This is a genomic window from Stenotrophomonas sp. NA06056 (genome assembly GCF_013364355.1).
Classification (GTDB): Bacteria; Pseudomonadota; Gammaproteobacteria; order Xanthomonadales; family Xanthomonadaceae; genus Stenotrophomonas.
This window is the reverse complement of the sequence record NZ_CP054931.1, coordinates 2,266,746-2,292,397: the sequence shown is the minus strand read 5'-3', so window position 1 is coordinate 2,292,397 and position 25,652 is coordinate 2,266,746. Positions and strand designations below refer to the sequence as shown.

General features: G+C 67.3%; 23 protein-coding genes. 14 read left to right on the top strand and 9 right to left on the bottom strand.

Annotated features, from left to right (window positions below; genetic code table 11):
- Positions 1-55: 55 nt before the first annotated feature.
- Positions 56-355, top strand: coding sequence for a DUF2388 domain-containing protein (locus HUT07_RS10110; protein ID WP_176022520.1), 300 nt, complete (start codon positions 56-58; stop codon positions 353-355).
- Positions 356-455: 100 nt separating this feature from the next.
- Positions 456-2,222, top strand: a complete 1,767-nt coding sequence (locus tag HUT07_RS10105; RefSeq protein ID WP_176020832.1) for a DUF4105 domain-containing protein — start codon at positions 456-458, stop codon at positions 2,220-2,222.
- On the opposite strand, the gene HUT07_RS10100 is transcribed toward HUT07_RS10105, so the two are convergent.
- A complete protein-coding gene (locus tag HUT07_RS10100) occupies positions 2,200-3,267 on the bottom strand; it encodes an ATP-binding protein (RefSeq protein WP_176020831.1) in 1,068 nt (355 codons plus the stop codon). The two genes, HUT07_RS10105 and HUT07_RS10100, sit on opposite strands and share 23 nt — an antisense overlap.
- Positions 3,267-3,983: a response regulator gene (locus HUT07_RS10095; protein ID WP_176020830.1), complete on the bottom strand. Its 717-nt coding sequence runs from the start codon at positions 3,981-3,983 to the stop codon at positions 3,267-3,269. Before HUT07_RS10095 ends, HUT07_RS10100 begins: the two co-directional genes overlap by 1 nt.
- 130 nt (positions 3,984-4,113) lie before the next feature.
- Between HUT07_RS10095 and HUT07_RS10090 the strand changes: the two genes are divergently transcribed.
- The 4 genes from HUT07_RS10090 (at position 4,114) to HUT07_RS10075 (ending at position 9,609) form a co-directional block, all read left to right on the top strand.
- Positions 4,114-5,262 carry an efflux RND transporter periplasmic adaptor subunit gene (locus HUT07_RS10090; RefSeq protein WP_176020829.1) on the top strand — a complete coding sequence of 383 codons (1,149 nt, stop codon included), beginning with the start codon at positions 4,114-4,116 and terminating at the stop codon, positions 5,260-5,262.
- 21 nt (positions 5,263-5,283) lie between these two features.
- Positions 5,284-8,448 carry a multidrug efflux RND transporter permease subunit gene (locus HUT07_RS10085; RefSeq protein WP_176020828.1) on the top strand — a complete coding sequence of 1,055 codons (3,165 nt, stop codon included), beginning with the start codon at positions 5,284-5,286 and terminating at the stop codon, positions 8,446-8,448.
- A complete protein-coding gene (locus tag HUT07_RS10080; protein WP_176020827.1) occupies positions 8,429-8,821 on the top strand; it encodes a nuclear transport factor 2 family protein in 393 nt (130 codons plus the stop codon). The genes HUT07_RS10085 and HUT07_RS10080 overlap by 20 nt, the downstream gene beginning before the upstream one ends.
- An 83-nt stretch (positions 8,822-8,904) precedes the next feature.
- The gene (locus HUT07_RS10075; protein WP_176020826.1) at positions 8,905-9,609 is read left to right on the top strand and encodes an MliC family protein; all 705 of its coding nucleotides are present in this window, start codon (positions 8,905-8,907) and stop codon (positions 9,607-9,609) included.
- A 73-nt stretch (positions 9,610-9,682) separates the two neighbouring features.
- Here the strand turns inward: HUT07_RS10075 and HUT07_RS10070 are convergent, their stop codons facing one another.
- The 7 genes from HUT07_RS10070 to HUT07_RS10040 all read right to left on the bottom strand — a co-directional run bounded on the left by HUT07_RS10070 (position 9,683) and on the right by HUT07_RS10040 (position 16,483).
- Positions 9,683-10,216: a hypothetical protein gene (locus HUT07_RS10070; RefSeq protein ID WP_176020825.1), complete on the bottom strand. Its 534-nt coding sequence runs from the start codon at positions 10,214-10,216 to the stop codon at positions 9,683-9,685.
- Entirely contained in the window at positions 10,206-10,772 is a 567-nt protein-coding gene (gene yeiP / locus HUT07_RS10065) for an elongation factor P-like protein YeiP (RefSeq protein ID WP_006363947.1), read from the bottom strand. The genes HUT07_RS10070 and yeiP overlap by 11 nt, the downstream gene beginning before the upstream one ends.
- A gap of 49 nt (positions 10,773-10,821) precedes the next feature.
- Positions 10,822-11,592 (bottom strand): SDR family NAD(P)-dependent oxidoreductase, encoded by a 771-nt coding sequence (locus HUT07_RS10060; RefSeq protein WP_176020824.1) that lies wholly within the window; start codon positions 11,590-11,592, stop codon positions 10,822-10,824.
- A gap of 79 nt (positions 11,593-11,671) precedes the next feature.
- A complete protein-coding gene (locus HUT07_RS10055) occupies positions 11,672-14,245 on the bottom strand; it encodes an EAL domain-containing protein (RefSeq protein WP_176020823.1) in 2,574 nt (857 codons plus the stop codon).
- Entirely contained in the window at positions 14,242-15,135 is an 894-nt protein-coding gene (locus HUT07_RS10050; protein WP_176020822.1) for a hydroxymethylglutaryl-CoA lyase, read from the bottom strand. Before HUT07_RS10050 ends, HUT07_RS10055 begins: the two co-directional genes overlap by 4 nt.
- A 171-nt stretch (positions 15,136-15,306) precedes the next feature.
- The gene (locus HUT07_RS10045; RefSeq protein ID WP_108267325.1) at positions 15,307-15,693 is read right to left on the bottom strand and encodes a VOC family protein; all 387 of its coding nucleotides are present in this window, start codon (positions 15,691-15,693) and stop codon (positions 15,307-15,309) included.
- Position 15,694: 1 nt separating this feature from the next.
- A complete protein-coding gene (locus tag HUT07_RS10040) occupies positions 15,695-16,483 on the bottom strand; it encodes an enoyl-CoA hydratase-related protein (protein WP_176020821.1) in 789 nt (262 codons plus the stop codon).
- 119 nt (positions 16,484-16,602) lie between these two features.
- On the opposite strand from HUT07_RS10040, the gene HUT07_RS10035 reads away from it, so the two are divergent.
- The 8 genes from HUT07_RS10035 (at position 16,603) to greA (ending at position 25,650) form a co-directional block, all read left to right on the top strand.
- Positions 16,603-16,857, top strand: coding sequence for a FeoA family protein (locus HUT07_RS10035; RefSeq protein ID WP_176020820.1), 255 nt, complete (start codon positions 16,603-16,605; stop codon positions 16,855-16,857).
- Positions 16,854-18,716 carry a ferrous iron transport protein B gene (feoB, locus tag HUT07_RS10030; RefSeq protein WP_176020819.1) on the top strand — a complete coding sequence of 621 codons (1,863 nt, stop codon included), beginning with the start codon at positions 16,854-16,856 and terminating at the stop codon, positions 18,714-18,716. The genes HUT07_RS10035 and feoB overlap by 4 nt, the downstream gene beginning before the upstream one ends.
- The gene (locus HUT07_RS10025) at positions 18,716-18,970 is read left to right on the top strand and encodes a DUF6587 family protein (protein WP_176020818.1); all 255 of its coding nucleotides are present in this window, start codon (positions 18,716-18,718) and stop codon (positions 18,968-18,970) included. Before feoB ends, HUT07_RS10025 begins: the two co-directional genes overlap by 1 nt.
- A 197-nt stretch (positions 18,971-19,167) precedes the next feature.
- A complete protein-coding gene (gene dapB / locus HUT07_RS10020; RefSeq protein ID WP_176020817.1) occupies positions 19,168-19,887 on the top strand; it encodes a 4-hydroxy-tetrahydrodipicolinate reductase in 720 nt (239 codons plus the stop codon).
- 308 nt (positions 19,888-20,195) lie between these two features.
- Positions 20,196-21,326, top strand: coding sequence for a glutamine-hydrolyzing carbamoyl-phosphate synthase small subunit (gene carA / locus HUT07_RS10015; RefSeq protein ID WP_176020816.1), 1,131 nt, complete (start codon positions 20,196-20,198; stop codon positions 21,324-21,326).
- Entirely contained in the window at positions 21,326-21,880 is a 555-nt protein-coding gene (locus HUT07_RS10010; RefSeq protein ID WP_176020815.1) for a hypothetical protein, read from the top strand. The genes carA and HUT07_RS10010 overlap by 1 nt, the downstream gene beginning before the upstream one ends.
- A 54-nt stretch (positions 21,881-21,934) precedes the next feature.
- Entirely contained in the window at positions 21,935-25,177 is a 3,243-nt protein-coding gene (carB, locus tag HUT07_RS10005; RefSeq protein WP_176020814.1) for a carbamoyl-phosphate synthase large subunit, read from the top strand.
- Between the two features lie 8 nt (positions 25,178-25,185).
- Entirely contained in the window at positions 25,186-25,650 is a 465-nt protein-coding gene (gene greA, locus HUT07_RS10000) for a transcription elongation factor GreA (RefSeq protein WP_176022519.1), read from the top strand.
- Positions 25,651-25,652 lie beyond the last annotated feature (2 nt).

Below are 25,652 nucleotides of genomic sequence, written 5' to 3'. Positions count from 1 at the left end.
AAAGACTTCACGCAGCCGTTACGCTCCACCCACCCAATCGATGAACTTCGCCACCATGATCCGTCCGTTCCTGCTGCTTGCCCTGTTGTCCCTGCCGCTGGTCGGCTTCGCTTCGAGTTTCGCAGGTACCTCGGCCGGTTCGGCGACGGGCGCGTCTTCGGGTTCCTCGGGCAGCAGCTCGGGCGATGACAAGGTGGTGCTGGCTGCGCGCGATGATGCGGCGGCGTTTGTTGCCAGCGATGGCCAGATCCGCGGCGCACGCCTGCAGGCGGCACTGGTGCACCTGCGCGAGCAGGACGCAGCTGCACAGCAGCAGAGCGACCTGCAGCTGGCCCGCGCCCTGCTGGCGCGTTGATCCACACCGCGTGGCACCCGCCGGATCGGTCTTTGTAGAGCCGAGCCATGCTCGGCTGGAAGCCAGGCGCGGGTGGGGAATCACAGCAGCCACGCATGGCGTGGCTCTACTGCTGGTCGCTCACGCTGCGCATGCGGCTGAGCGCCTGCAACTGGACCCGGCCGGGCTGAGCCCGGCGCAGCAGCAGGTTGCAACGCAGACACTGCGTGATGTGCAGTCGTTGCTGCCCGACGGCCTGCTGCGTGCATTGCCCGCGCAGGTGCTGGTCGGTTGGCGTGACGACCTGCCTGCCGACGTGCATGGCCGTGCCTTTGCTGGGCGCATCGCGCTGCGCCGCGACCTGCTGGATGAAGACGTGGCCGGCGCCCGTCGCGCCCGGCGCAGCGCGCTGGTGCACGAACTGACCCATGTTGCCGACCGCAACGGTGCGCAGTGGTCACGCAGCGCCCGCTGGCGCGACCTTGCCGGTTGGCAGCGCAAGCCCTGGCATCTGGGTCGCGGTGACAATGCCTTTCGTGACCGCAGCCCGGATGCCTATGAACTGAAGGATCCGGCCGAGTACCTGGCGGTGAACGCCGAACACTTCGTGCTGGATGCAGAGTTCGCGTGCCGCCGCCCCGCCTTGGCACAGTGGTATCAGGCGCATTTCGGTACGCCGCCATCGTTGCCTGCGCCGCACTGCGCGGACACGGTGCCGCTGCTGCAGGCCGACGCAGAAGAGGGCGCCGCCTCGCTGTTGGCACTGGACCCGGCCCGGGTGTACGCCGTGGACTATCTGTTCGCCGAAGGCAGTGCGCAGCCGATGAGTCGTTGGGGCCACAGCATGCTGCGGCTGGTGATCTGTCGTCCTGGCCGCGTGCCGGGACCGGACTGCAGGCTGGACCTTGAGCATCATCGGGTGCTGTCCTTCCGCGCCTTCGTCGGCGATGTGCAGATTTCCAACTGGCGCGGCCTGACCGGTGGCTATCCTTCGCGCCTGTTCGTGCTGCCGCTGCAGCAGGTGGTGGACGAATACACCAAGGTCGAACTGCGCGGATTGGCCTCGTTGCCGCTGCAGCTGGACCGCAGCGAGATCGCCAGCCTGCTCGAGCGTACCGCGCAGGTGCACTGGAGTTATGACGGCCGCTACTACTTCGTCAGCAACAACTGCGCGGTGGAGACGGCGAAGCTGCTGCAGGCCGGCGTGCCGCGGCTGGGCGAGGCGGGCCTGGCACAGCTGACTCCGCGCGGGTTGCGGCGACGGCTGGCGCGGCTGGATGCCCTGGACGAGCAGGTGCTGGCCGATCCCGGGCAGGCCCAGGCGCAGGGCTACTACTTTGCGTCTGCGCGCGATCACTACCAGCAGTTGTTCTCGGTTGCCGCTGCGCAGGCGACATTGCCGGCGCGCGATGTGCGCGCTTGGCTGGCGATGCCGGCGCAGCAGCGCGCACCCTGGTTGCTGCGCGGTGATGTGCGTGCCAGCGCCGGCTTGCTGCTGCTGGAACAGGCAGCGCAGCGACGCGCGGAGCTGCGCGCACGCGATGCACTGAAGCGACGCCTGCTGGCCAACCCGGATAGCAGCGCTACCCGTTCGCTGCGCGCCTTGCTGGAGCAGAGTGGACAGTGGTTGCGACCGGGCCCGTTGCTGGCTGACGCGGGTTATGGCCTGCCGCAGGCGGAAGAGCAGGCGGAAGTCGCACGGGCAGCGGCCGCTGCCAGCGCACGGGCCGTCCCCGCCTGGCAGGCGCTGCGCGTGCAGCTGCGCGCGCAGTTGCCGCCATCACAGCAGCGCGAGCTGGCTGATATCGACCGCAATCTCGCTGCCTTGGGTGCGCGCGTGCGTGAGCAGGCAGCCGAAGTGCCGCCTACTGGCGCGGCAGCTCGATGACGAAACGACTGCCGCCGGCCGTGCCCGGCGTGCAGTAGACCTGGCCGCCGTGCGCATCGGCGATGGCCTTGACCACCGCCAAGCCGAGTCCACTGCCACCGCCCAGGCGTGACCGCGAGCCGTCGCCACGCATGAACGGATTGAAGATGTCCGCGTGCAGGGCCGGGTCGATGCCGGGGCCTTCGTCCTCGATCGCCACCTGCACGTGGGCCACGGTGTCATGCACAGCGATGCGTACCTTGCCCGGGTTGGCATAGCGGCGCGCGTTCTCCAGCAAGGCCAGCAGCGCCTGCCGCAATCGCGTCGGATCGCAATGGGCGGGGTGCTCCTCGCGGCTGGTTTCCAGCTCAAGCACGAAGCCAGCGCTGCGGAAGGCGGGATCGACCAGGGTCATCACTGAATGCACTTCGGCCACGACGTCGGTGCGGGCGCGGCGCACGTCGAGGCGGGCGTTGTCGGCCAGGCTCAGCACCCGCAGGTCCTCGATCAACCGTGACAGGCCCTCGACCTGCGCCAGCAGGCTGCGGAACTGTGACTCATCGGGCTGGAACACGCCTTCGGCCAGGCCCTGCAGGCGGCCGCGCAGAATCGTCACCGGCGTGCGCAGTTCATGGGCGATGGCCGCGTGCCACATCACCCGCTCGCTTTCCATGTGCTGCAGGCGGCGCGCCATCGCGTTGAAGTCGTCCACCAGCGCTGCGACCTCGCCGGGGGAGTTGGCCTCGGCGGTGGCGCGTGCGCCGAGATCGCCGCCCGCCAGCGCGCGCACGCTGTCCACCAGTGAATTGAGCGGCGACAGGATGCGGTGGGCCAGGCGGACCGAGGCGGCAATCGCCAGCGCCAGGCCGGTCAGGATCACCCCGACCATCCACGCCAGCTCAGGTCCGGTCGGCAACCATCCTTCCGGCTCTTCGGCGCTGGCCGGGAAGAACTCGATCAGCACGGCGTACAGCAGCCACGAAGAGAGGATCACCATCACGATGACACCAACGACCATCAGCGACATCGACACGATGATGTGCCGGCTGAGCCCGGAGCGGCGCATCAGCGGTCGGCCATCAGGCGGTAGCCGACGCCACGCACGCTGGCCGGGATCTGGGTGAGGCCTACTTCGTCCAGTTTGCGCCGCAGCTTGCTCACATGGCTGTCCACGGTGCGCTCCAGCGCTTCGCTTTCCGGCAGGCATTCGTGCATCAGCTCGCTGCGGCTGAAGATCCGTGACGGCGCCAACGCCATGCAATGCAGCAGCTTGAACTCGGTGAGGGTCAGCAGCAGCTCGTGGCTGTAACCGTCGCCTTCCACATGCACCGCGTGGGTGGCGGTGTCGATCAGCAAGGGGCCGACGCGCAGGGCGCTGGGCGCATCCGCCCGCGAACTGCGCAGCGTGCGCCGCAGTACTGCACGCACGCGCGCGGCCACCTCTGCCGGGTTGAACGGTTTGACCACGTAGTCATCGGCGCCCATCCGCAGCGCGGTCAGCTTGTCCAGATCCTGGTCCAGCGCGGTCAGCATGATGACCGGTGTTTCACCGCGCTGGCGCAGCTGGGTCAGCACGCTCCAGCCATCCAGTCGCGGCAGCTGCACATCCAGCAGTACCAGGTCCGGGCGCATGCTGCGATGCATGTCCAGGGCCGCCTGGCCATCGGCTGCACGCAGGGTGCGCAGGCCTTCGCGTTCAAGGTAGGCGGCAAGAATGTCGGCGATCTCGGCTTCGTCCTCGACGATCAGGACCAGCGCCGCGAGGGCAGGGGAGGCATGCATGGCAAGGCGAGGCCGGAAGGTGCTTGCCCTCCATCGTATCTCCACACTTCCTCCATCGAAACCCCATCATCGCTGCGCACACTGCGCGCTTCATGATTCCTCAGCCGCGCCTGCGGCACTGTGCACTGCAATGAGAACCTTCAGGACTCCGGTCGCGCTGGTCGCGGCCTTCGCCTTGGCCATGACGGCCTGCTCCCGCCCCGAACCCACCGTCGAAGCCGTGCCGCGCGTCAGCGTGGTCACCGTCGGCCCGCAGGTGGTGCAGCGCGATGATGAACTGCCCGGTCGGGTGTCGGCGGTGCGTACCGCGCAGATCCGTGCGCAGGTCGGCGGTATCGTGCAGCGCCGGATGTTCGAGCAGGGCGCGGAAGTACGTGCCGGGGAGCCGCTGTTCCAGATCGACCCGGCGGCGTTCCGTGCCGACGTTGATTCGGCCCTGGCGGCCCTGCAGCGCAGTGAGGCCGCCCTCGGCCGCAGCCGTGTGCAGTCGCAGCGGCTGCAGGCGCTGGCCGCTGCGCAGGCGGTCAGCCAGCAGCATCGCGACGATGCCAGTGCCGAGCACGAGCAGGCCCGCGCGGCGGTCAACGAGGCACGCGCGATCCTGGCGCGACGCCAACTCGATCTGCGCTATGCGACGGTCAGTGCGCCGATCGATGGCCGTATCGACCAGGCATTGGTGACCGAAGGCGCGCTGGTCGGCGTCGCTGATGCCGAGCCGATGGCGGTGGTGCAGCAGATCGACCAGGTCTACGTGGACGTGCGCCAACCTGCATCGCAGCTGCAGTCCCTGCGGCGCGAGGCGGTGGACGGTGAGTTGCCGGTGACGATCATCGGCGCGGCGGGTACGCCGCTGCCTGAGCGTGGCCGGCTGCTGTTCTCCGGTGTCAATGTCGATGCACGCACCGGCGATGTGGTCCTGCGCATCCTGGTCGACAATCCTGAGCGGCAGCTGTTACCGGGCATGTATGTACGTGCCCGGGTGCCACGTGGTGCGCCGGCCAGCGCGTTGCTGCTGCCCCAGCAGGCAGTGCTGCGCAGCGCCGGCGGCCAGGCGTATGCCTGGGTCATTGCGGCCGATGGCAAAGCGGTGATCCGCACGCTGGAGGTGGACGGCAGCGTCAACCGGCAATGGCTGGTGCGGCACGGCCTGAAGGCCGGCGAGAAGGTCGTGGTGGAAGGCCAGGAACGTCTGCAGGAGGGCGTGCTGGTGGATCCGCGCGACTGGCAGGCACCGGTGGCCAGCGCCAGCGCACTGCCGGCATCCGAGAGCCAGGGCTGAGCCCTTCCAGGAACCTACGACATGGCCCGTTTCTTCATCGATCGCCCGGTATTTGCCTGGGTGCTGGCGATCTTCGTCATCCTGGCCGGCGTGCTGGCCATTCCGCGGCTGGCGGTCGAGCGCTACCCGGCGGTCGCACCGCCCAGCGTCAGCATCTATGCCAGCTATCCCGGCGCCAGTCCGCAGACGCTGAACGATGCGGTGGTCGGCCTGATCGAGCGCGAGCTGTCCAGCGTCAAACACCTGCTGTACTTCGAATCGTCGGTGGACACCTCCGGCGAAGCGTCGATCACCGCCACCTTCAAGCCCGGCACCGATCCTGAGCTGGCGCAGGTGGACGTGCAGAACCGGATCAAGGCAATCGAGCCGCGCCTGCCGCGCAGCGTGCGCCAGAATGGTCTCTTCGTGGAAGCCGCCGACTCCGGGTTCCTGATGCTGGTGGGTCTGCGCTCGCCCGATGGCAGTGTCAGCGAGGCGGCGCTGGGCGATTTCATGGCGCGCAACATCATCGAGGAGCTGCGCCGCATCGATGGCGTCGGCCGTGTGCAGCTGTTCGGTGCCGAACAGGCCATGCGGATCTGGCTGGACCCGACCCGCCTGACGGGCTACGGCCTGACCATGGGTGACGTGGCCAGCGCGATCGAGCAGCAGAACCTTGAGATCTCGCCGGGTCGAATCGGTGATTCGCCCGGTGTTTCCGGCCAACGCGTCACCGTGCCTTTGAGTGCCGAAGGTCAGCTGTCCACGCCCGAGCAGTTCGCGGCGATCGTGCTGCGCGCCGGTGCCGATGGTTCGCGGGTGCTGCTGGGTGATGTCGCCCGCATCGAACTGGGCGCGCAGAGCTATGCCTGGGGAACGCGCGAGGATGGCTATCCGGCGACGGCCGCTGGCGTGCAGCTGCGCCCCGGTGCGAATGCGGTGCGCACCGCTACGGCCGTGCGCGAACGCATGGCCGACCTGCAGCCACTGCTGCCGCACGGCGTTGAATCCAGCATTCCATTCGATACCGCGCCCTTCGTCAAAGTCTCGATCCAGAAGGTGCTGCAGACCCTGGTCGAGGCAATGCTGCTGGTCTTTGCGGTGATGTACCTGTTCCTGCAGAACTGGCGTTATACGCTGATCCCCGCCCTGGTCGCGCCGATCGCGCTGCTGGGCACCTTCGCGGTGATGCTGGCGCTGGGCTTCTCGATCAACGTATTGACCATGTTCGGCATGGTGCTGGCGATCGGCATCATCGTTGACGATGCGATCGTGGTGGTCGAGGGCGTGGAGCGGATCATGGCCGAAGAGGGCTTGCCGCCGCGCGAGGCGACGATCAAGGCGATGCGTGAGCTGACCGGCGCGGTGATCGGCATCACCCTGGTGCTGACGGCGGTGTTCATCCCGATGGCTTTGGCCAGTGGCTCGGTCGGTGCGATCTACCGTCAGTTCAGCGTGGCAATGTCGGTGTCGATTCTGTTTTCGGCACTGCTGGCGCTGAGCCTGACCCCGGCGCTCTGCGCGACCCTGCTGCGGCAGGGCACGCGCGGTCACCATGGTCGCGGCGGCGTGTTCGGTGCGTTCAACCGCGGCTTCGAGCGGATGACCGGGCGTTACCAGCACGGCGTGGCGGCCGTGCTGCGACGCAGCGGTCGGGTGATGGGCCTGTTCGCTGCCTTGCTGGTGGCACTGCTGATCGGCCTGCATTGGTTGCCGGGTGCGTTCCTGCCGGAGGAGGATCAGGGCTATTTCATGACCTCCATCCAGTTGCCGGCCGAAGCCACAGCCGAGCGCACGCTGGCGGTGGTCGAAGCCTACGAACAGCATGTCGCCTCGCGACCGGCGATCGCGTCCAACCAGGCCATCCTTGGCTACAGCTTCTCCGGGTCCGGTCCGAGCGCGGCACTGACCTACACCATGTTGAAGGACTGGGGTGAGCGCGGCGGCAGCACCGCAGCGGATGAGGTGAAGGCGGCACAGCAGGCCATGGCGACGGTGCCGGAGGGCGAGGTGATGAGCGTGATGCCGCCGGCCATCGACAGCCTTGGTCGATCCTCCGGGTTCTCGTTGGCGCTGCAGGCGCGTACCGGGCAGAGCCAGATCGAACTGCGGGCTGCCCTGCAGCAGTTGCTGAAACTGGCAGAGGCCAGTCCGCTGCTGGCCGAAGTGCATGCCGATGGCCTGCCGGCAGGCAGCAACGTGCGCCTGGATATCGATCGCGCCAAGGCCGAAGCGATGGGCGTGGCGTTCACCGACATCAGCGCCACGCTTTCGGCGGCGATGGGCTCGCAGTACGTCAACGACTTTCCCAATCGAGGGCGCATGCAGCAGGTGATCATGCAGGCCGATGCGCCGTACCGGATGGAGCTGGAGGATGTGCTGAAGCTGTATGTCCGCAACAGCCAGGGCGGCATGGTGGCGCTGTCCGAGCTGGTCACCGCGCAGTGGACCGAGGCGCCGCTGCAGCTGCAACGGTACCTGGGGTTCCCGGCATTGAATCTGTCCGGCGCACCCGCAGACGGGGTGTCCACCGGCCAGGCGATGATCGAGATGGAGCGTCTTGCGCAACAGCTGCCTGCGGGCTTCGCCCTGCAGTGGACCAGCCAGTCGCTGCAGGAGCGCGAGTCCGGGGCCCAGGCGCCGTGGTTGCTGCTGCTGTCGATGCTGGTGGTGTTCCTGGTGCTGGCGGCGCTGTACGAGAGCTGGTCGATCCCGCTGGCGGTGATGCTGGTGGTGCCATTGGGCCTGCTCGGTGCCGTTGCTGCGGTGCTGCTGCGCGAGATGCCCAATGATGTGTTCTTCAAGGTCGGCATGATCACGGTGATCGGGCTTTCGGCGAAGAACGCGATCCTGATCGTGGAGTTCGCCCGCCAGCTGCAACAGCAGGGACGCGGTCTGGTCGAAGCGACCATCGAAGCGGCACGCCTGCGACTGCGGCCGATCGTCATGACCTCGCTGGCGTTCGCGCTGGGCGTGGTGCCGCTGATGCTGGCGCAGGGGGCTTCAAAGGAAACGCAACAGGCCATCGGTACCGGCGTGTTTGGCGGCATGGTCAGTGCGACCGTGCTGGCCGTGTTCTTCGTGCCGGTGTTCTATGTGGTGGTGCAGGGGGCGCAGCAGTGGCTTGCGCAGCGCCTGCGCCGACGCCGGCCGACGCCGGGAGGAAGCGTGGATGGAAAGCAGGTGGATGGAAAACAGGAGCCCTGAGGGCCTGTACGAGGCGCAGCTGCGCGTATTGGAACAGCAGCTGCGGGATGCGCTGCTGGACGGCGACCATGGCGCAGCCACTGCGCTGCTGTCACCGATGTTGTTCATGATGGACGGGCAGGGCGGCCGGATGCTCGATCTGCCCTGGATGCAGGATTGGCGGCAAGGGCATCTGCAGATTCACGCGCTGCAGGTGCACGCGGTGGAAACGCTGCTGTGTGGACGCTTGGCGTTGTTGTCCGGCGATGTTCAGCTGCATGTGCATTGGCTGGGGCGCGAACACGTACGGCGATTGCGCCTGCTGCGTGTCTGGACAAGCTGTTCCGGTGCCGGCGGCGCACAGCTGCTGTCGATGACGGTGCTGGCAGGCTGAACGCGGTCATGCAGCTTTCAGGCTCCGTTTGGGCACAGGTGGTAGGGTCGAATGTCTCTGTAGTTTCGACAAGGAGTCGAGCCATGCGTGTAGTTCCCAGTCTGTTGGCTGCCTCCCTCGGCTTTGTGTTGAGTGCGTGTCAACCGGCGCAGGCGCCGGCTTCCAGTGGCGCAGCCGATGCGACCGCGACGGCAGAGCCGGCACCGGCACCGATGACCGCTGCCGTTGATGGCGGCGGCAACGAAACCCTCTATCGCTGCGGCGACCTCGACGTGCGCGCGACCTTCAACGGCGAAGACGCAGCGACGGTTGTGATCGGCGAGCGCAGTTTCGCGATGTCCTCCGAACGCGCGGCCTCCGGAGCGAAATATGCCGATGGCAAGGGCAACAGCTTCTGGACCCGCGGCAGCGATGAAGCGCTGCTCAGCCTGAAGGGCGAGACGGACCGTGAGTGTGGTGCGGTGGAAGCGACGGAGGGCGATGGAAGTGCCGGCAACGCCGCGTTCCGTGCCACCGGCAACGAGCCGGGCTGGCTGGCCGTCGTCGACGGTGATGCGCCGGGCCTGCAGGTGGAGGTCGACTACGGCGAGCGCCGCTTCACGGTCGCAAAGCCGACCGAGGGCGCGGACGGCTGGGTTGGCAAGGCGGCCGATGGCACCGACATCAAACTGAGCTTCCAGCGCACCACCTGCCAGGACGACATGAGCGGGGAAGCGTTCGAGGCCAAGGCGATGCTGACCGTGGGCACGCGCCAGTACCACGGCTGCGGCAACTTCGGCGGCAAATAAGAAAATGGGGACGGAGGGGATTACGTCGTTTGTGCCAGGAACGACGTAATCCCCTCCGTCCCCATTTTTTGCGTCAGCCCTCGCAGGGCTTCAGGTCCAGACCGGGAGACAGGTCGTAGCGCAGGTTCACACCGATCAACGCCTGCCTGATCGCGCAGTCGTCGCGATGGCGGGCCACCAGGTCGGCAAAGATCTTCTCTCGACCGTCGCAGAACCTGGCAGCAGCGGCCTCCAGCTCGCGGCGACGGGCGTCGTCGTAGGGTTCTTCGCCGGCAAAATGCTCGCAGCTGTTCTCCCGTACGATGAAGGCCTGCACATCGGCGGGCATGTCGCAGTAGATGCGGATGTCCTGCAGGAAAGCGACGTCGTCGGGGACGCTGCAACCGGCCGCGGCCCGCGCCTGTTGGTCCTCGTCGAGGGTGCCCGCCAGCGTGGCCGCAGCATCTGCTTCATCCGCAGCCGGTGCAACCGCAGCGGCAGCGCTGTCCGCAACGGCGGGCTGCGTCACCGCGTCTGCCGCGACCTCACCGGTGCTGTCCGCTGCCTGCGGCGAGCACGCCGCAAGCAGGGACAGGCAGGCAATCAGCGCCGCGCGCTTAATCGGCACGGCCGGCAAATTCGCCGGTGGCGGTGTTTACCAGCACACGCTCGCCGTTGACGATGTACTCCGGCACCATGATCTCGATGCCGGTGTTGAGCTTGGCCGGCTTCGGGCGCTTGGTGGCGGTGCCGCCCTTCAGTTCCGGCGGGGTCTCGATCACTTCCAGCACCACCGAGGCCGGCAGCTGGATGGCCACCGGCTGCTCGTCGATCACCTGCACGTAGATGCCGGTCAGGCCGTCGGTGATGTAGCCGGCATCATCGCCGATCACGTCCGCGTCCAGGGTGTAGGGGGTGTAGTCCTCGTCGTCGAGGAACACGAACGCATCGCCGTCCTTGTAGGAGTAGGTGGACTGGCGGCGCAGCAGTTCGACTTCGACCAGGTTGTCGTCGGCATCGAAGCTGGCGTCGAGCTTGTTGCCGCCCGGCACGCTGTACATGATGAAGCGGAAGCGGACGTTGCCGCCGCGACCCTGCGGCGAGCTGCGCTCGATGTCGCGGATCTGGTAGACGCCGTTGTTGAACTCGACGACGTTGCCCTTCTTGATGTCGTTGGCTTTCATGATGATGTTGGTCGTTGGGGGAGGGCGCCGTCCCGGCGCCCGGGGGGAATCACTTCGGAGCGAGCCGGGTGGCGCCGTCCAGGCGGATGGTCTCGCCGTTGATATAGGTGTTGCCGAGGATGTGGCCGACCAGGCTGGCGAAGTCTTCCGGCTTGCCCAGGCGCGACGGGAACGGGATCGACGCGGCCAGCGATTCCTGCACGGCTTCGGGCATGCCATCGACCATCGGCGTCCAGAACACGCCCGGCGCGATGGTGTTGACGCGGATGCCGAAGCGCGAGAGCTCGCGGGCCATCGGCAGGGTCATCGCCACCACGCCACCCTTGGAGGCGGAGTAGGCGGCCTGGCCGATCTGCCCTTCGTAAGCGGCAACGCTGGCGGTGTTGATGATGACGCCGCGCTCGCCGTCCACGCCGGCTTCGTTGTGCTGCATGCGGTTGGCGGCGGCCTTGGCGACATTGAAGCTGCCGACCAGGTTGACCATCACCGTGCCCTGGAACCCGGCCAGCGGCATCGGACCTTCCTTGCCCAGCACACGGCCGGCACCGAGGATGCCGGCACAGTTCATGGCGACGTTGAGGCCGCCGAGGAAATCGCAGGCCTGGTCGATGGCCGCCGACACGGACGCTTCATCGCTGACGTTGACGTTGAAATAGCGGGCGTTGTCCTGCCCCAGCTCAGCGACGGCCGCCGCGCCCTTGGCGTCGTTGAGGTCGAACAGGGCGACCTTGCCGCCCTGGGCAACCAGGTGCTGGGCCACGGCCAGGCCGAGGCCGGAGACGCCGCCAGTGATCACGGCACGTACGGAAGACAGCTGCATTGCACGGTCCTGCAGGTTCAAGAACCGCCGATTCTAACGGAAGCGGCGGCAGCCGCCGTTGTGCACTGCGCCGCCGGCTTCAACCCAGTTCTCGGGCGCGGCGCAATCGACGCTCGAAGTCCGCGGCGGGCAGGCCGTGGGCGAACAGGAAGCCCTGGCCGACGGTCACGCCCAGGTCGAGCAGGCACTGCCGTTGCGGCTCGGTTTCGACGCCCTCGGCGACCACGCCCAGGCCGAGGCTGCGGGCAATCGCGCAGACCGCCTCGCAGACCGCCACATCGGAGCGGTTGCGGGGGATGCCTTCGACGAACAACTGGCTCAGTTTCAGCCCATGGATGGGCAGCCGGCGCAGGTAATTCAGCGCGCTGTAGCCTTCGCCGAAGTCGTCGATGGTCAGCATCACCCCCATCTCGCGCAGGCGGGCGAAGGTGCGCAGGGTGTCCGGCGCGTCCTCTATCAGCACCCGCTCGGTGAACTCCAGCTCCAGCACGCTGCCGGGCAGGCCGAACTCGTCCAGCACCTGCCGCACCCAGCGCGCAAGATCCTCGCCGACGAACTGGCGCCAGGAAACATTGACGGCCACCCGCACCAGGCCAAGCCCGTCGTCCTGCCATTGCCGAACCTGGCGGCAGGCTTCGCGCAGCGCCCATTGGCCGATGCGTACGATGTCGCCGGTGTGCTCGGCATGGCGGATGAACAGGTCCGGCCGCATCGGCCCCAGCTGGGTGTTGTGCCAGCGGATCAAGGCTTCGCAGGCGATGGTGGCGCCGCTGCGCAGGTTGACCTGTGGCTGGTAGACCAGATGGAACTCGTCGCCATCCAGGGCCTTGTGCAGCCGGCTCTCGATCTGCAGGCGGTCATGCTGGCGTTGTGCCAGTTCCGGGGAGAACACCTGCCAGCCGTTGCGGGTACGTCGTTTGCATTCGTACATCGCGGTGTCGGCGTTCTGGATCAGCTGCTGCGGCCGGTCGCCATCGCGCGGTGCGCGGGCGATGCCGATGCTGGCGGTGACCGGGAACTCGTCGCTGCCCAGCTGGAATGGCGCCGAGAAGGCGGCGGTGATGCGCTCGGCCAGCTGTTCGGCCTGGTCCGGCTGGTCGCGCAGGTCGCAGATCACCAGGAACTCGTCGCCGCCAAAGCGTGCAAGCAGGCCTTCGGTGCCGATCGCGGTGGCGATGCGCCGGGTCGCTTCGATCAACAGTTCGTCACCGGCATTGTGGCCGAGCAGGTCGTTGACCACCTTGAAGCGGTCCAGGTCGATGTACAGCACCGCCACGCGGTCGTGGCTGGGGCTGTCCATGCGCACGCCGAGGTCGCTCAGCACCGCATCGCGGTTCATGATCCCGGTGAGTGGGTCGGTGCGGGCCTGCACGCGCAGGGTTTCCTCGGCCTGCTTGCGCTCGGTGATGTCCTGCACGGTGCCAGTGATGCGCGCGGCATCGACATCGCCGGCCGATACCTCGCCGATCATCCGGATCCAGAACGAGTGGCCATCGCGGCGCTGGCCCTGCAGTTCCAGGCCGAAGCTGCTGCGGTGTTCGATGGTGTCGGCCAGCGCCTGCTGCAGGGCGGCGCGATCGTCGCTGCGCAGGCAGTCCAGCAGGTCCGGCATGTCCTCCATGTCGGCCGGCTGGCCGACGATGCGCCGCGCCTCATCGGTGAGGTACAGGCGCTGCAGCCCGCGATCCCACTCCCAGCCGCCGATGTGGGCCAGTGACTGCGCGCGCGCGAACAGGGTGTTGTTGCGCTTCAGTTCGGTGATGTCACTGAACATTGCATAGACATGGTCGGCCTGGTCGCAGCCGTTGCCGAACACCGGCACGTTGGTGGTGGACAACCACAGCATGCGTCCGCGTGGGCGGTGGTACAGGCCGATGATGGTGCTGCGGATCACCCGCCCGGCCTGGAAGCAGCGGCTGGTCGGCCACTGTGACTGGGTCAATGGATGGCCGTGTTCGTCGACGATGATCCAGGCGTCGGGATCGAGCATCGCATTCAAGCCCACGCCACCACCGGTGAGGCCGAGGATGCGGTGCGCTGCGGGATTGGCGGACAGAACGCGCAGATCACGGTCGAACAGGATCACGCCCTTGTCGATCGACTCCATCAACAGGCGATAGCGGGACTCTGCGCGCCAGCGTCCGCTCAGGTCACGGGCGACGGCGACGATGCAGGGCTGGCCACGGTCCTGGAAGCCGGCCGAGTGCACTTCCACCGGAAAGCGGCTGCCATCGCCGCGCATGTTGGTCACTTCGATGACGTAGGTGTCGCCGCGGTTCAGCGCTTCCCACACCGGCTGCAGGTGGTCGCTGGGCAGGTCCGGGTTGAGCAGCTCGATGGGCTGGCCGACGATGTCTTCGCGCGGGCGATCGTAGGCGACGATGCCGGCACGGTTGACGTCCAGCACCACGCCTTCGGCGCTGAGGATGCTGACCGGGTCGGGCACCGCGTCGAACAGCGCGGCGTAGCGGGCCTGCGTATCCAGCTCGCGCTGCTGCGCATCGGCCAGCGCTTGTCGGGCCTGGCGCAGCAGTCTGGCCTGGGCCGGCGGCGGTGAGGCGGCCAGCGCGGCATCCAGGGCGGCCAGCGCGTTGTCGGTTGCGGCGGATGCATCGCCGATGGCCGAACGGTCGCGCGGGCCGCTGTCGTTCATGTCGCCGCCAGCGCCTGCCCGACGCGGCTGGCGGTAGCACGGCCGAGCAGCCCGGCAAGCCAGCGACCAGTCTCGGCCAGCAATGGCAGGTCGACACCGCATTCCAGGCCCAGTCCCTGCAGCAGGTACACCACGTCCTCGCTGGCCACGTTGCCGCTGGCGCCCTTGGCGTATGGGCAGCCGCCAGCGCCGGACACGGCGCTGTCCACCACGCGCACGCCTTCTTCCAGGCAGGCCGCGATGTTGGCGATGGCCTGGCCGTAAGTGTCGTGGAAGTGCACGGCCAGTGCGCTCATCGGGATCTCGGCAGCCACCGCCTGCAGCATCGCGCGGGCCTTGCGCGGCGTACCAACGCCGATGGTGTCGCCCAGCGAGATTTCGTAACACCCCATCTCGTGCAGTGCCCGGGCTACACGCACAACATCGGTCAGTGGCACCTGGCCCTGGTACGGGCAGCCGAGCACGGTGGAGACGTAGCCACGTACGCGCACGCCATCGGCCGCTGCACGGCGCAGGACAGGCTCGAAGCGGGCCAGCGATTCATCGATGCCGGCGTTGGTGTTGGTGCGGTTGAAGGCTTCCGATGCAGCCGTGAATACCGCGATTTCCTGCACGCCGACGGCGCGCGCACGGTCGTAGCCCTGTTCGTTCGGCACCAGTACCGGATAGGCGATGCCCGCGCGGCGCTGGATACCGGCATAGACCTCGGCCGCGTCGGCCAACTGCGGCACCCAGCGTGGGCTGACGAAGCTGGTTGCCTCGATGGTGCACAGGCCGGTGGCCGACAGACGATCAATCAGGGCGATCTTGTCGGCGGTGGCCACGGCCTGCTTTTCGTTCTGCAGCCCATCGCGGGGGCCGACTTCGACGATGCGGACGAAATCGCTCATCGCGGCACCCCCACGGCAGGCGAGGCGGGACGGGCAAGGCGGATGGGATCGACTGGGGTCACGGCGGTTCCTGGGAAACGGGGGCGGCCCGGTCTTCGCCGGGCTGCCAGATGAGATACGCAGGCGGGTCGCACAAGCGGCCACGCCTGCGCCTGGTTGTGGCGGCAGGGCCTACCCGGGCAGGTGGCAGACCGCCTCGATGTTGTTGCCATCGGGGTCGATCACGAAGGCGGCGTAGTAGTCCGGGTGATACCACGGGCGCAGGCCGGGCGCCCCGTTGTCGCGGCCACCTGCGGCCAGGGCGGCGGCGTGGAACGCATCAACCTGGGCGCGTTCGCCGCAGACGAAAGCGACGTGCACACCCTGGCTGAGGGGTGCCGCATTGCCCAGCCAGAAGAACGGCTTGCCATGGTTGCCGAAACCCACGTGGTCGTGGGCGCCGGTCTGTTCGGCGCTGACCTCCATCACCAGGCCGATCTGCAACGGCGCCAGCGCCTGCAGGAAGAAGGCCTTGCTGCGCGGCAGATCGCCGCTGTTCAATCCGATATGGTCGAGCATGTCAGGCCTCCGTGACCCAGTGCGGCGCGCGCTTGTCGAGGAACGCGCCCAGACCTTCCTGGCCCTCGGCAGACACCCGCAGGCGGGCGATCAGCGCAGCATTGTCCCGGTCCAGGCTGTCGCGGTCGCGGCTGTCGCGGACCTGCCGGACCAGCAGCTTGGCCGAGGCCGAGGCGATCGGCCCGGCCTTGTCGAGCAGGGCCAGCTGCCGCTGCAGGGCTTCGTCCAGGCGCTCGGGTTCCACCAACTGGTGGATCAGGCCGATGCGCAGGGCAGTGTCGGCGTCGAAGTGCTCGCCGGTGGCGAACCAGCGGCGGGCCTGGCGGCTGCCGATGGCCTCGATCACATAGGGCGAGATCACCGCCGGCAGCAGGCCCAGGCGGCTTTCGGTCAGGCCGAAGCGGGCAGCGCTGGTGGCGATGGCGATATCGCAGCAGGCCACCAGGCCGACCCCGCCACCGAAGGCAGCACCGTGGACCCGTGCCAGGGTCGGCTTGGGCAGCTCGTCCAGGGTGCGCATCAGCCGGGCAAGGGCCAGGGCGTCCTCGCGATTGTCCGCCTCGCTGGCCGTGGCCATGCCGCGCATCCACTGCATGTCGGCACCGGCGGAGAAGGAGGCGCCGTGACCGGCCACCACCACCGTGCGCACACTGTCATCGCGGCCGGCGGCTTCCAGGGCCGCCGTCAGCCGGGCGATCAGCCCGGCATCGAAGGCGTTGTGCAGCTCCGGCCGGTTCAGCCAGAGGGTCAGGACAGCGCCAGTGCGCTCGATCTGCAAAGCATCGTTCATGGGATTCCGGGGTTGCTCCATACCTGTATGGATCATAGCGGGCCATTGGTCATGGGCCATGACGCGACGCGGGAATGTTAGAATCGAGAACCATTTACATCCAGCAGAGAACACGCTAGATGACGCTGTCCGAACTGCCCCTGCACGCCTCGGCCGTGGTCGATTCCGTGCAGGACCTGCATGCCAACGATGCCATCGCCCGGCGCCTGCGCGAGCTGGGCTTCGTCAAGGGTGAGGAAGTGCGCCTGGTGGCGCGAGGTCCGGTCGGCGGTGAGCCGCTGCTGGTGCAGGTCGGGTTCACCCGTTTCGCGCTGCGTATCAGTGAGGCCCGGCGCGTGGTCATCGACCCGGCCAGCCAGGAGCGACGTGCATGAGCGCCACCGCAACCGCCGCACCGCTGCGCATCGCGCTGGTCGGCAACCCCAACAGCGGCAAGACGGCCCTGTTCAACCAGCTCACCGGCAGCCGGCAGAAGGTCGCCAACTACACCGGCGTGACTGTCGAGCGCAAGGAAGGCCGCCTCCGCGCCCCGTCCGGCCGCGAGTTCGCCGTGCTTGACCTGCCGGGCGCCTACAGCCTGCATCCGGCCAGCCTTGATGAGGCGATCACCCGCGACCTGTGCCGGGGTTTCTACCCGGGTGAGGCCGCACCGGACGTTCTGTTGTGCGTGATCGACGCCACCAACCTGCGCCTGCACCTGCGTTTCGCGCTGGAACTGCGCGAGCTGGGCAAGCCGATGATCATCGCCCTGAACATGGTGGACGCCGCGCAGCGTCGCGGCATCCAGATCGACGTTGCCGCGCTGGAGCGCGAGATCGGCGTGCCGGTGGTGGAAACCGTGGCGGTACGCAAGCAGGGCGCACGTGCGCTGGTGGAGCGCCTGGACACCATGGTGCCGCATCTGGACGCGCCGCTGGCCGGTGTTGACGGCAGCGCGGACTACCACGCACAGGTGCGCGCCATTCTGGCCGCCGCGGTGCGGATGCCGGCGCGGACGGCGAAGATCGACGACACGCTCGACCGCTGGCTGCTGCATCCGGTGTTCGGCCTGATCACCCTGGTCGTGGTGATGTTCCTGATCTTCCAGGCGGTGTTCGCCTGGGCCACGCCGCTGATGGATGGCATCGAGGCCGGCTTCGCCTGGCTCGGTGAACTGGCCGCCAGCGTGTTGCCGGCCGGCCCGCTGACCAGTCTGCTGACCGACGGCATCATCGCCGGTCTGGGTGGCGTGGTGGTGTTCCTGCCGCAGATCCTGATCCTGTTCGCCTTCATCCTGGCGCTGGAGGAGTCCGGTTACCTGCCGCGCGCTGCGTTCCTGCTGGACCGGATGATGGCGGCGGCGGGCCTGTCCGGCCGCTCGTTCATCCCGTTGCTGTCCAGCTTCGCCTGCGCGGTGCCGGGCATCATGGCCACCCGCAGCATCCAGGACCCGCGTGACCGCCTGGCCACGATCCTGGTGGCACCGCTGATGACCTGCTCGGCGCGGCTGCCGGTCTATGCACTGTTGATCGGCGCGTTCATTCCGGCCGGCAAGATCGGCATCTTCAACCAGCAGGGTCTGGTGCTGTTTGGCCTGTACGTGGCCGGCATCCTCAGCGCGCTGGTGATGTCGTGGGTGATGAAGAAGTGGCGCCGCGACAAGAGCGAGCACCCGCTGATGCTGGAGCTGCCGTCGTACCGCATTCCGCATCCGCGTGACCTCGCCGTCGGCCTGTACGAGCGCGGCATGATCTTCCTCAGGCGCGTCGGCGGCATCATCCTGGCGCTGACCATCCTGCTGTGGTTCCTGCTGTCGTTCCCGGGTGCACCCGCCGACGCGACGATGCCGGCCATCGACTACAGCTATGCCGGCCAGATCGGCCATGCGATGACGGCAATCTTTGCGCCGCTGGGCTTCAACTGGCAGATCTGCATCGCGCTGATCCCGGGGCTGGCCGCACGCGAAGTCGCTGTGTCGTCGCTGGCCACGGTGTATGCGCTGTCGGCTGCCGATGACGATGCGGCGATCTCCGCGTTGTCGCCGGTGGTGGCTGATGGCTGGTCGCTGGCCACGGGCCTGGCGCTGCTGGTGTGGTTCATCTACGCGCCGATGTGCATCTCCACCCTGGCCACCATCAAGCGCGAGACCAACTCGTGGAAGACGATGGGCTTCTCCGCGCTCTACCTGTTTGCCGCAGCCTACGTGGCGGCGCTGATCACCTACCAGGTGACCGTGGCGCTGGGAGGCGGCTGATGGACGCCGGTCTGCTGATCCAGTACCTGATCATCGCGGTGGCCGTGCTGGTCAGTGCATGGGTCGTGCTGAAAAAGCAGGCGCCCGGCACCGTGCGCAAGCTGCGCGGTGCGCTTGCGTTGGCGCTGCTGAAGCCGGGCCGCGCGGCCTGGCTGCAGACGCTGGGCCGGAAGATCGCGCCGCCGGCCACTGGTGGCGGCGGCGCGTGCGGGGGCTGTGACAGCTGCGGGCCGACGTCGCCGAAGCAGCACTAGGGCAGGGCCTGAGCCGCGTTGGTGGGTGCAGGCCCTGGTTCGCAGGCCCTGGATCTTCATCCACGCATGGCGTGGATCTACCGTTCGCTGGCCAGGCCGTGATCTGCATGATGGCCAGGCAGTCCACGGCAGAAGCGCACGCAGCGTCGCAGCGACAGCGCTTGCCGGAGCATGCGTGCTGCCGCTAGCCTGCATGCATGAACCAGACTCCCCTGCGATTGCTTATTCACGGCGCCTCCGGGCGCATGGGCCAGGCCCTGTTGCGGCTGGCCGCCGAACACCCTGAATCCCTGCAGATCGTCGCTGCGGTGACCGGCCGCGCGCCGGCCCAGCGGGTGATCGATGGTGTGCCGTTCTTCGCTGCCAGCGAGTTGCCGGGGGCGCCGGTGTTCGACGTGGCGATCGACTTCAGCCTTCCAGAGGGCTTCGACGCACTGCTGGCACTGTGCGTGGAGCGCGGCGCAGGCCTGGTGTCGGGCACCACCGGCATTTCCACTGCGCAGCGGCAGGCGCTGGAGGCGGCGGCGGTGAAGATACCGCTGGTGTGGGCATCGAACTTCAGCCTGGGCGTGGCGGTACTGGATGAGCTGGTGGAGCGCGCTGCGCAGGCGCTGGCTGGCTGGAACTGCGACATCGTAGAGTCGCACCATACGCAGAAGAAGGACGCGCCCTCGGGCACGGCGTTGACTCTGGGCGCCGCGGCGCAGCGGGGCGGAGCCGAGCCGCAGTACGCCAGCCTGCGCGCCGGTGACATCGTCGGCGAGCATCTGGTGCAGTTCACCGGCCTGGGCGAGCGCATCGAGCTGGTGCACCGGGCCAGCAACCGCGACATCTTTGCCCGCGGGGCGCTGTTTGCCGCTCGCCAGCTGCAGGGCCGGGCGGCGGGCAGCTACCGGGTGCGGGACCTGCTGGAATAAGACAGGTCGTGCCGGCCGCTGGCCGGCAACCCCCTTGCCGTCGGGCACCCCGTGGTTGCCGGCCAGCGGCCGGCACTACCGGGGGCAGGGCCCGCATACGCCCCCGGATTGAAATGAATGCGCAATCGCCTGTTCATGAATGGCGATAACCGCTGGCGCGAGCGCCCCGGCAGCGCTACAATTCGCACTCGCCGAATCACGAAAGCCGGACCGGTCCCAGACCGTACGTCCGCGCTTTTTTGCAACCGGATTTCCGTGAAGCGCAGGCGTGACTTCGGCACCCCCTCGGTAGCCAAAGTGAGAATTCCGTGACCCAAGCCGCAATCCTCGTCCTCGAAGACGGCACCGTATTCGAGGGCGAATCCGTAGGCGCGCCCGGCCTGTCCGTCGGTGAGGTGGTGTTCAACACCGCCATGACCGGCTACCAGGAAGTGTTGACCGACCCGTCCTACGCCCGGCAGATGGTCACGCTGACCTATCCGCACATTGGCAACACCGGCATGACCGACCAGGACAATGAAGCGTCCAAGGTGTGGTCGGCCGGCCTGATCGTGCGCGACGTACCGCGCCGCCCGAGCAGCTGGCGCAGCCAGGTGTCGCTGCAGGACTGGCTGATCCAGCGCGGCGTGGTCGCCATCGCCGGCATCGACACCCGCAAGCTGACCCGCATCCTGCGCGAGAAGGGCGCCCAGAACGGCGCGCTGATGGCCGGCGACGGCATCGATGTGGAAAAGGCATTGGAAGCCGCCCGCAAGTTCCCGGGGCTGAAGGGCATGGATCTGGCCAAGGTCGTCACTACCGAGAAGACCTACACCTGGACCGAAGGCCAGTTGGACCTGGACGCCAACGCGTTCGTCAGTGTGCCGGCCAAATTCAAGGTCGTGGCCTACGACTTCGGCGTGAAGACCAACATCCTGCGCATGCTGGCCGAGCGCGGTTGCGAGGTTACCGTGGTGCCGGCGCAGACCCCGGCCGCCGAGGTGCTGGCGTTGAAGCCGGACGGCGTATTCCTGTCCAACGGCCCGGGTGACCCGGAACCGTGCGACTACGCCATCGAGGCAATCAAGACTTTCATCGACGTGAAGGTCCCGACCTTCGGCATCTGCCTGGGCCACCAGCTGCTGGGCCTGGCGTCGGGCGCCAAGACGATCAAGATGGGCCATGGCCACCATGGTGCGAACCATCCGGTGCAGGACCTGGACAGCGGCCGGGTGATGATCACCTCGCAGAACCACGGCTTCGCGGTGGATGAAACGACCCTGCCGGCCACCCTGCGGGTGACCCACCGTTCGCTGTTCGACGGCACCAACCAGGGCATCGCCCGCACCGACGTGCCGGCCTTCTCGTTCCAGGGGCATCCGGAAGCGTCGCCGGGCCCGACCGACGTCGGTCCGCTGTTCGATCGTTTCGTGAACCTGATGGCCGAGGCCAAGGCTTGATGCGCAGCCTGGCGCTACTGCCGCTGCTGTGGTGTGTCGCGGGCGTGGCGCAGGCAACGCCGGCGTCCGATGCCGATGTGGCGGCGGTGGTGAAGTCGTTGGGCATGGGCTCGCTGGGCGCGACCATGGCCGATCTGGTGATCGACAACACGCCGGCATTGAAGGCGTTGCCGGATGCCGACCAGGCCTGCGCGCAGGCGCCTGTGGGCGATCTGCTGGATGCGCAGTTCCGCCGTTCGATCATCCAGGGCCTGGGCAATGACGGTGACGTGGTGATTGCCGAATGGTCGCGCTTCCTGGCCACGACGGCAGGCAAGGCCCTGTCGTCCACCTTCGCCAATTCCACCCCGGACAACACCGAGGCCAAGGCCGGCGCCGGCCTGGGCGCAACGGACCGCGCACAGCTTGCTGCCTTCATGGCCAGCCCGGCGTACCGCCGCATGGTGGCTTCGTTCGAAAGTGAGCCAGCGATTCCAGAGGACCTGGACGCGCAGTTGGCCAAGCCGTTGCAGGACCAGTGCCGGATTGCGCTGAAACCCGAAGAGATTTCCTGATCGACAGCGTGCGATCACTCCCCCTTGTCACGCTGTACTGACTTAGAGAAGAAAATGCCCAAGCGCACTGACCTCAAGACCATCCTCATCATCGGTGCCGGCCCGATCGTCATCGGCCAGGCCTGCGAGTTCGATTACTCCGGCGCCCAGGCCTGCAAGGCCCTGCGTGACGAGGGTTACCGCGTGGTGCTGGTCAACAGCAATCCGGCCACGATCATGACCGATCCGGAGATGGCCGACGCTGTCTACATCGAGCCGATCAACTGGCAGACGGTCGAGAAGATCATCGCCAAGGAGAAGCCCGACGCGCTGCTGCCGACCATGGGCGGCCAGACCGCGCTGAACTGCGCGCTGGACCTGGCTGACAACGGGGTGCTGGAGAAGTACAACGTCGAGCTGATCGGCGCCAAGCGCGCAGCGATCATGATGGCCGAAGACCGCGAGCTGTTCCGTGTGGCGATGGGTGAGATCGGCCTGGAGTGCCCGACCGCCGCCGTTGCCCATACCCTGGACGAAGCGCTGGAGATCCAGGCCCGCGTCGGCTACCCGACCATCATCCGCCCCAGCTTCACCCTGGGCGGCAGTGGCGGCGGCATCGCCTACAACCGTGAAGAGCTGATCGAGATCGTCAACCGCGGCCTGGAGCTGTCGCCGACCACCGAAGTGCTGGTCGAGGAGTCGGTGCTGGGCTGGAAGGAATTCGAGATGGAAGTGGTCCGCGATACCGCGGACAACTGCATCATCGTCTGCTCGATCGAGAATCTGGACCCGATGGGTGTGCACACCGGTGACTCGATCACCGTGGCCCCGGCGCAGACCCTGACCGACAAGGAATACCAGCGCCTGCGCGATGCCTCCATCGCCGTGCTGCGCAAGATCGGTGTGGATACCGGTGGTTCGAACGTGCAGTTCGGCATCAACCCGGACACCGGCCGCGTGGTGGTGATCGAGATGAATCCCCGCGTGTCGCGCTCCTCGGCGCTGGCCTCCAAGGCCACCGGTTTCCCGATCGCCAAGGTCGCTGCCAAGCTGGCCGTGGGCTACACCCTGGACGAACTGAAGAACGAGATCACCGGTGGCCTGACCCCGGCGTCGTTCGAGCCGTCCATCGACTACGTCGTCACCAAGATTCCGCGCTTCGCTTTCGAGAAGTTCCCGGCCGCCGATGCACGCCTGACCACCCAGATGAAGTCGGTGGGCGAGGTGATGGCGATGGGCCGTACCTTCCAGGAGTCGATGCAGAAGGCCCTGCGTGGTCTGGAAACCGGCAAGGTCGGCTTCGACCCGACCGGCCTGGACCTGACCAATGAAGACGACCTGCAGACCCTGCGTCGTGAGCTGAAGGCACCCGGTCCGGAACGCCTGTTCTTCGTCGCCGATGCGTTCCGCGCCGGCATGAGCGTGGAGGACATCTTCAAGCTGTCCTACATCGATCCGTGGTTCCTGGACCAGATCGAAGAAATCATCGCCGCCGAGGCCCAGGTCGCGGCCGATGGCATCGATGCACTGGATGCGGTACGCCTGCGCAAGCTCAAGCGCGCCGGCTTCTCCGACGCCCGCCTGGCCCAGCTGACCGGCACCAATGAAGCGGCCATCCGCGCGCTGCGCCGTGCCCACAAGGTGCGCCCGGTCTACAAGCGCGTGGACTCCTGCGCCGGTGAGTTCTCGACCGGCACCGCCTACCTGTACTCGACCTACGAGGACGAGTGCGAAGCCGCGCCGACCAACCGCGACAAGATCATGATCCTGGGCGGTGGCCCGAACCGCATCGGCCAGGGCATCGAATTCGACTACTGCTGCGTGCACGCGGCACTGGCGCTACGCGAGGATGGCTATGAAACCATCATGGTCAACTGCAACCCGGAAACCGTGTCGACCGACTACGACACCTCCGATCGCCTGTACTTCGAACCGCTGACCCTGGAAGACGTGCTGGAAATCGTCGAGCTGGAGCAGCCGAAGGGCGTGATCGTGCAGTACGGCGGCCAGACTCCGCTGAAGTTGGCGCGCGCGCTGGAGGCCAACGGTGTGCCGGTGATCGGTACCAGCCCGGACTCGATCGACCTGGCCGAAGACCGCGAGCGCTTCCAGCAGCTGGTCGACCAGCTGGGCCTGAAGCAGCCGCCGAACCGCATCGCCCGCAACGACCAGGAAGCGCTGCTGCTGGCGCGCGAGATCGGCTACCCGCTGGTGGTGCGCCCGAGCTATGTGCTGGGTGGCCGCGCGATGGAAATCGTCTATGGCGAATCCGATCTGGCCCGCTACGTGCGTGACGCGGTGAAGGTGTCCAACGATTCGCCGGTGCTGCTGGACCGCTTCCTCGACAACGCGGTGGAGTGCGACGTGGACATCATCGCCGACGCCCAGGGCAACGTCCTGATCGGTGGCGTGATGGAGCACATCGAAGAGGCGGGCGTGCACTCGGGCGATTCCTCCTGCTCGCTGCCGCCGTACTCGCTGTCGGCTGAAACCCAGGCCGAGCTGCGCCGCCAGGTGGTCGAGCTGGCCAAGGCCCTGAACGTGGTGGGCCTGATGAACACCCAGTTCGCGATCCAGACCAGCGAAGAGGGTGAAGACACCATCTTCCTGCTGGAAGTGAACCCGCGTGCCTCGCGCACCGTGCCGTTCGTGTCCAAGGCCACCGGCATGCCGCTGGCCAAGATCGCGGCCCGCTGCATGGCCGGAAAGACCCTGGAAGAGCAGGGCGCCACCAAGGAAATCGTGCCGGACTACTACTCGGTGAAGGAAGCGATCTTCCCGTTCGCCAAGTTCCAGGGCGTCGACCCGATCCTTGGGCCGGAGATGCGCTCCACCGGTGAGGTGATGGGCGTGGGCCGTACCTTCAACGCCGCTTTCGCACGTGCGCAGGAAGCCGGTGGCATCAAGGCGCCGCCGGTCGGCAAGGCCTTCGTGTCGGTGCGCGATCCGGACAAGAAGCGCGTGCTGCCGGTGGCCAAGGCCCTGCTGGCGCGTGGCTACAGCCTGGTCGCCACCCGTGGCACCGCCGCGTGGCTGCAGCAGCACGGCATGGACTGCGAGATCATCAACAAGGTGGTCGAGGGTCGCCCGCACATCGTTGATTCGATCAAGAACGGCGAAATCGTCTACATCGTCAACACGACCGAAGGGCGTGCCGCGATCAACGACTCGTTCTCGATCCGTCGCGAGGCGTTGCAGCACCGCGTCACCTATTCGACCACTATTGCCGGCGCCAAGGCGCTGGTGGATTCACTGGAATTCCGCGGTACCGGCCCGGTCTGGTCGCTGCAGGAACTGCACAAGGAGTTGAACGCATGAGAGCACCCATCACGATGAAGGGCGCGCAGCGACTGCGCGATGAGCTGGATCACCTGAAGTCGGTCAAGCGCCCGAAGGTGATCGCCGCGATCGCCGAAGCGCGCGAGCATGGCGACCTGAAGGAGAATGCCGAGTACCACGCCGCGCGCGAGGAACAAGGCTTCATCGAAGGCCGCATCAAGCAGCTGGAAGGCGAGCTGTCGCACGCCGAGATCATCGACGTGAGCAAGCTCAATGCAGGCTCCAAGGTGGTGTTCGGCGCCAGCGTGACCCTGGCCGACGTGGAATCGGACGAAGAGAAGAAGTACCAGATCGTTGGCGATCTGGAAGCGGACATCAAGCTGGGCCTGATCGCGATTTCCTCGCCGGTCGCCCGCGCGATGATCGGCAAGCTGGAAGGTGATTCGATCGTGATCGACGCGCCGGCCGGCCAGCGCGAGTACGAGATCGTCAGCGTCAGCTACCAGGACTGATC

What these genes read in the sequence shown, in the direction of transcription:
- HUT07_RS10110 (WP_176022520.1), top strand. Translation starts at nt 56, where the DNA reads ATGATCCGTCCGTTCCTGCTGCTTGCCCTGTTGTCCCTGCCGCTGGTC.
- HUT07_RS10100 (WP_176020831.1), bottom strand. Translation starts at nt 3,267, where the DNA reads ATGCGCCGCTCCGGGCTCAGCCGGCACATCATCGTGTCGATGTCGCTG.
- HUT07_RS10095 (WP_176020830.1), bottom strand. Translation starts at nt 3,983, where the DNA reads ATGCATGCCTCCCCTGCCCTCGCGGCGCTGGTCCTGATCGTCGAGGAC.
- HUT07_RS10090 (WP_176020829.1), top strand. Translation starts at nt 4,114, where the DNA reads ATGAGAACCTTCAGGACTCCGGTCGCGCTGGTCGCGGCCTTCGCCTTG.
- HUT07_RS10085 (WP_176020828.1), top strand. Translation starts at nt 5,284, where the DNA reads ATGGCCCGTTTCTTCATCGATCGCCCGGTATTTGCCTGGGTGCTGGCG.
- HUT07_RS10080 (WP_176020827.1), top strand. Translation starts at nt 8,429, where the DNA reads ATGGAAAACAGGAGCCCTGAGGGCCTGTACGAGGCGCAGCTGCGCGTA.
- HUT07_RS10075 (WP_176020826.1), top strand. Translation starts at nt 8,905, where the DNA reads ATGCGTGTAGTTCCCAGTCTGTTGGCTGCCTCCCTCGGCTTTGTGTTG.
- yeiP (WP_006363947.1), bottom strand. Translation starts at nt 10,772, where the DNA reads ATGAAAGCCAACGACATCAAGAAGGGCAACGTCGTCGAGTTCAACAAC.
- HUT07_RS10060 (WP_176020824.1), bottom strand. Translation starts at nt 11,592, where the DNA reads ATGCAGCTGTCTTCCGTACGTGCCGTGATCACTGGCGGCGTCTCCGGC.
- HUT07_RS10055 (WP_176020823.1), bottom strand. Translation starts at nt 14,245, where the DNA reads ATGAACGACAGCGGCCCGCGCGACCGTTCGGCCATCGGCGATGCATCC.
- HUT07_RS10050 (WP_176020822.1), bottom strand. Translation starts at nt 15,135, where the DNA reads ATGAGCGATTTCGTCCGCATCGTCGAAGTCGGCCCCCGCGATGGGCTG.
- HUT07_RS10045 (WP_108267325.1), bottom strand. Translation starts at nt 15,693, where the DNA reads ATGCTCGACCATATCGGATTGAACAGCGGCGATCTGCCGCGCAGCAAG.
- HUT07_RS10040 (WP_176020821.1), bottom strand. Translation starts at nt 16,483, where the DNA reads ATGAACGATGCTTTGCAGATCGAGCGCACTGGCGCTGTCCTGACCCTC.
- HUT07_RS10035 (WP_176020820.1), top strand. Translation starts at nt 16,603, where the DNA reads ATGACGCTGTCCGAACTGCCCCTGCACGCCTCGGCCGTGGTCGATTCC.
- feoB (WP_176020819.1), top strand. Translation starts at nt 16,854, where the DNA reads ATGAGCGCCACCGCAACCGCCGCACCGCTGCGCATCGCGCTGGTCGGC.
- HUT07_RS10025 (WP_176020818.1), top strand. Translation starts at nt 18,716, where the DNA reads ATGGACGCCGGTCTGCTGATCCAGTACCTGATCATCGCGGTGGCCGTG.
- dapB (WP_176020817.1), top strand. Translation starts at nt 19,168, where the DNA reads ATGAACCAGACTCCCCTGCGATTGCTTATTCACGGCGCCTCCGGGCGC.
- HUT07_RS10010 (WP_176020815.1), top strand. Translation starts at nt 21,326, where the DNA reads ATGCGCAGCCTGGCGCTACTGCCGCTGCTGTGGTGTGTCGCGGGCGTG.
- carB (WP_176020814.1), top strand. Translation starts at nt 21,935, where the DNA reads ATGCCCAAGCGCACTGACCTCAAGACCATCCTCATCATCGGTGCCGGC.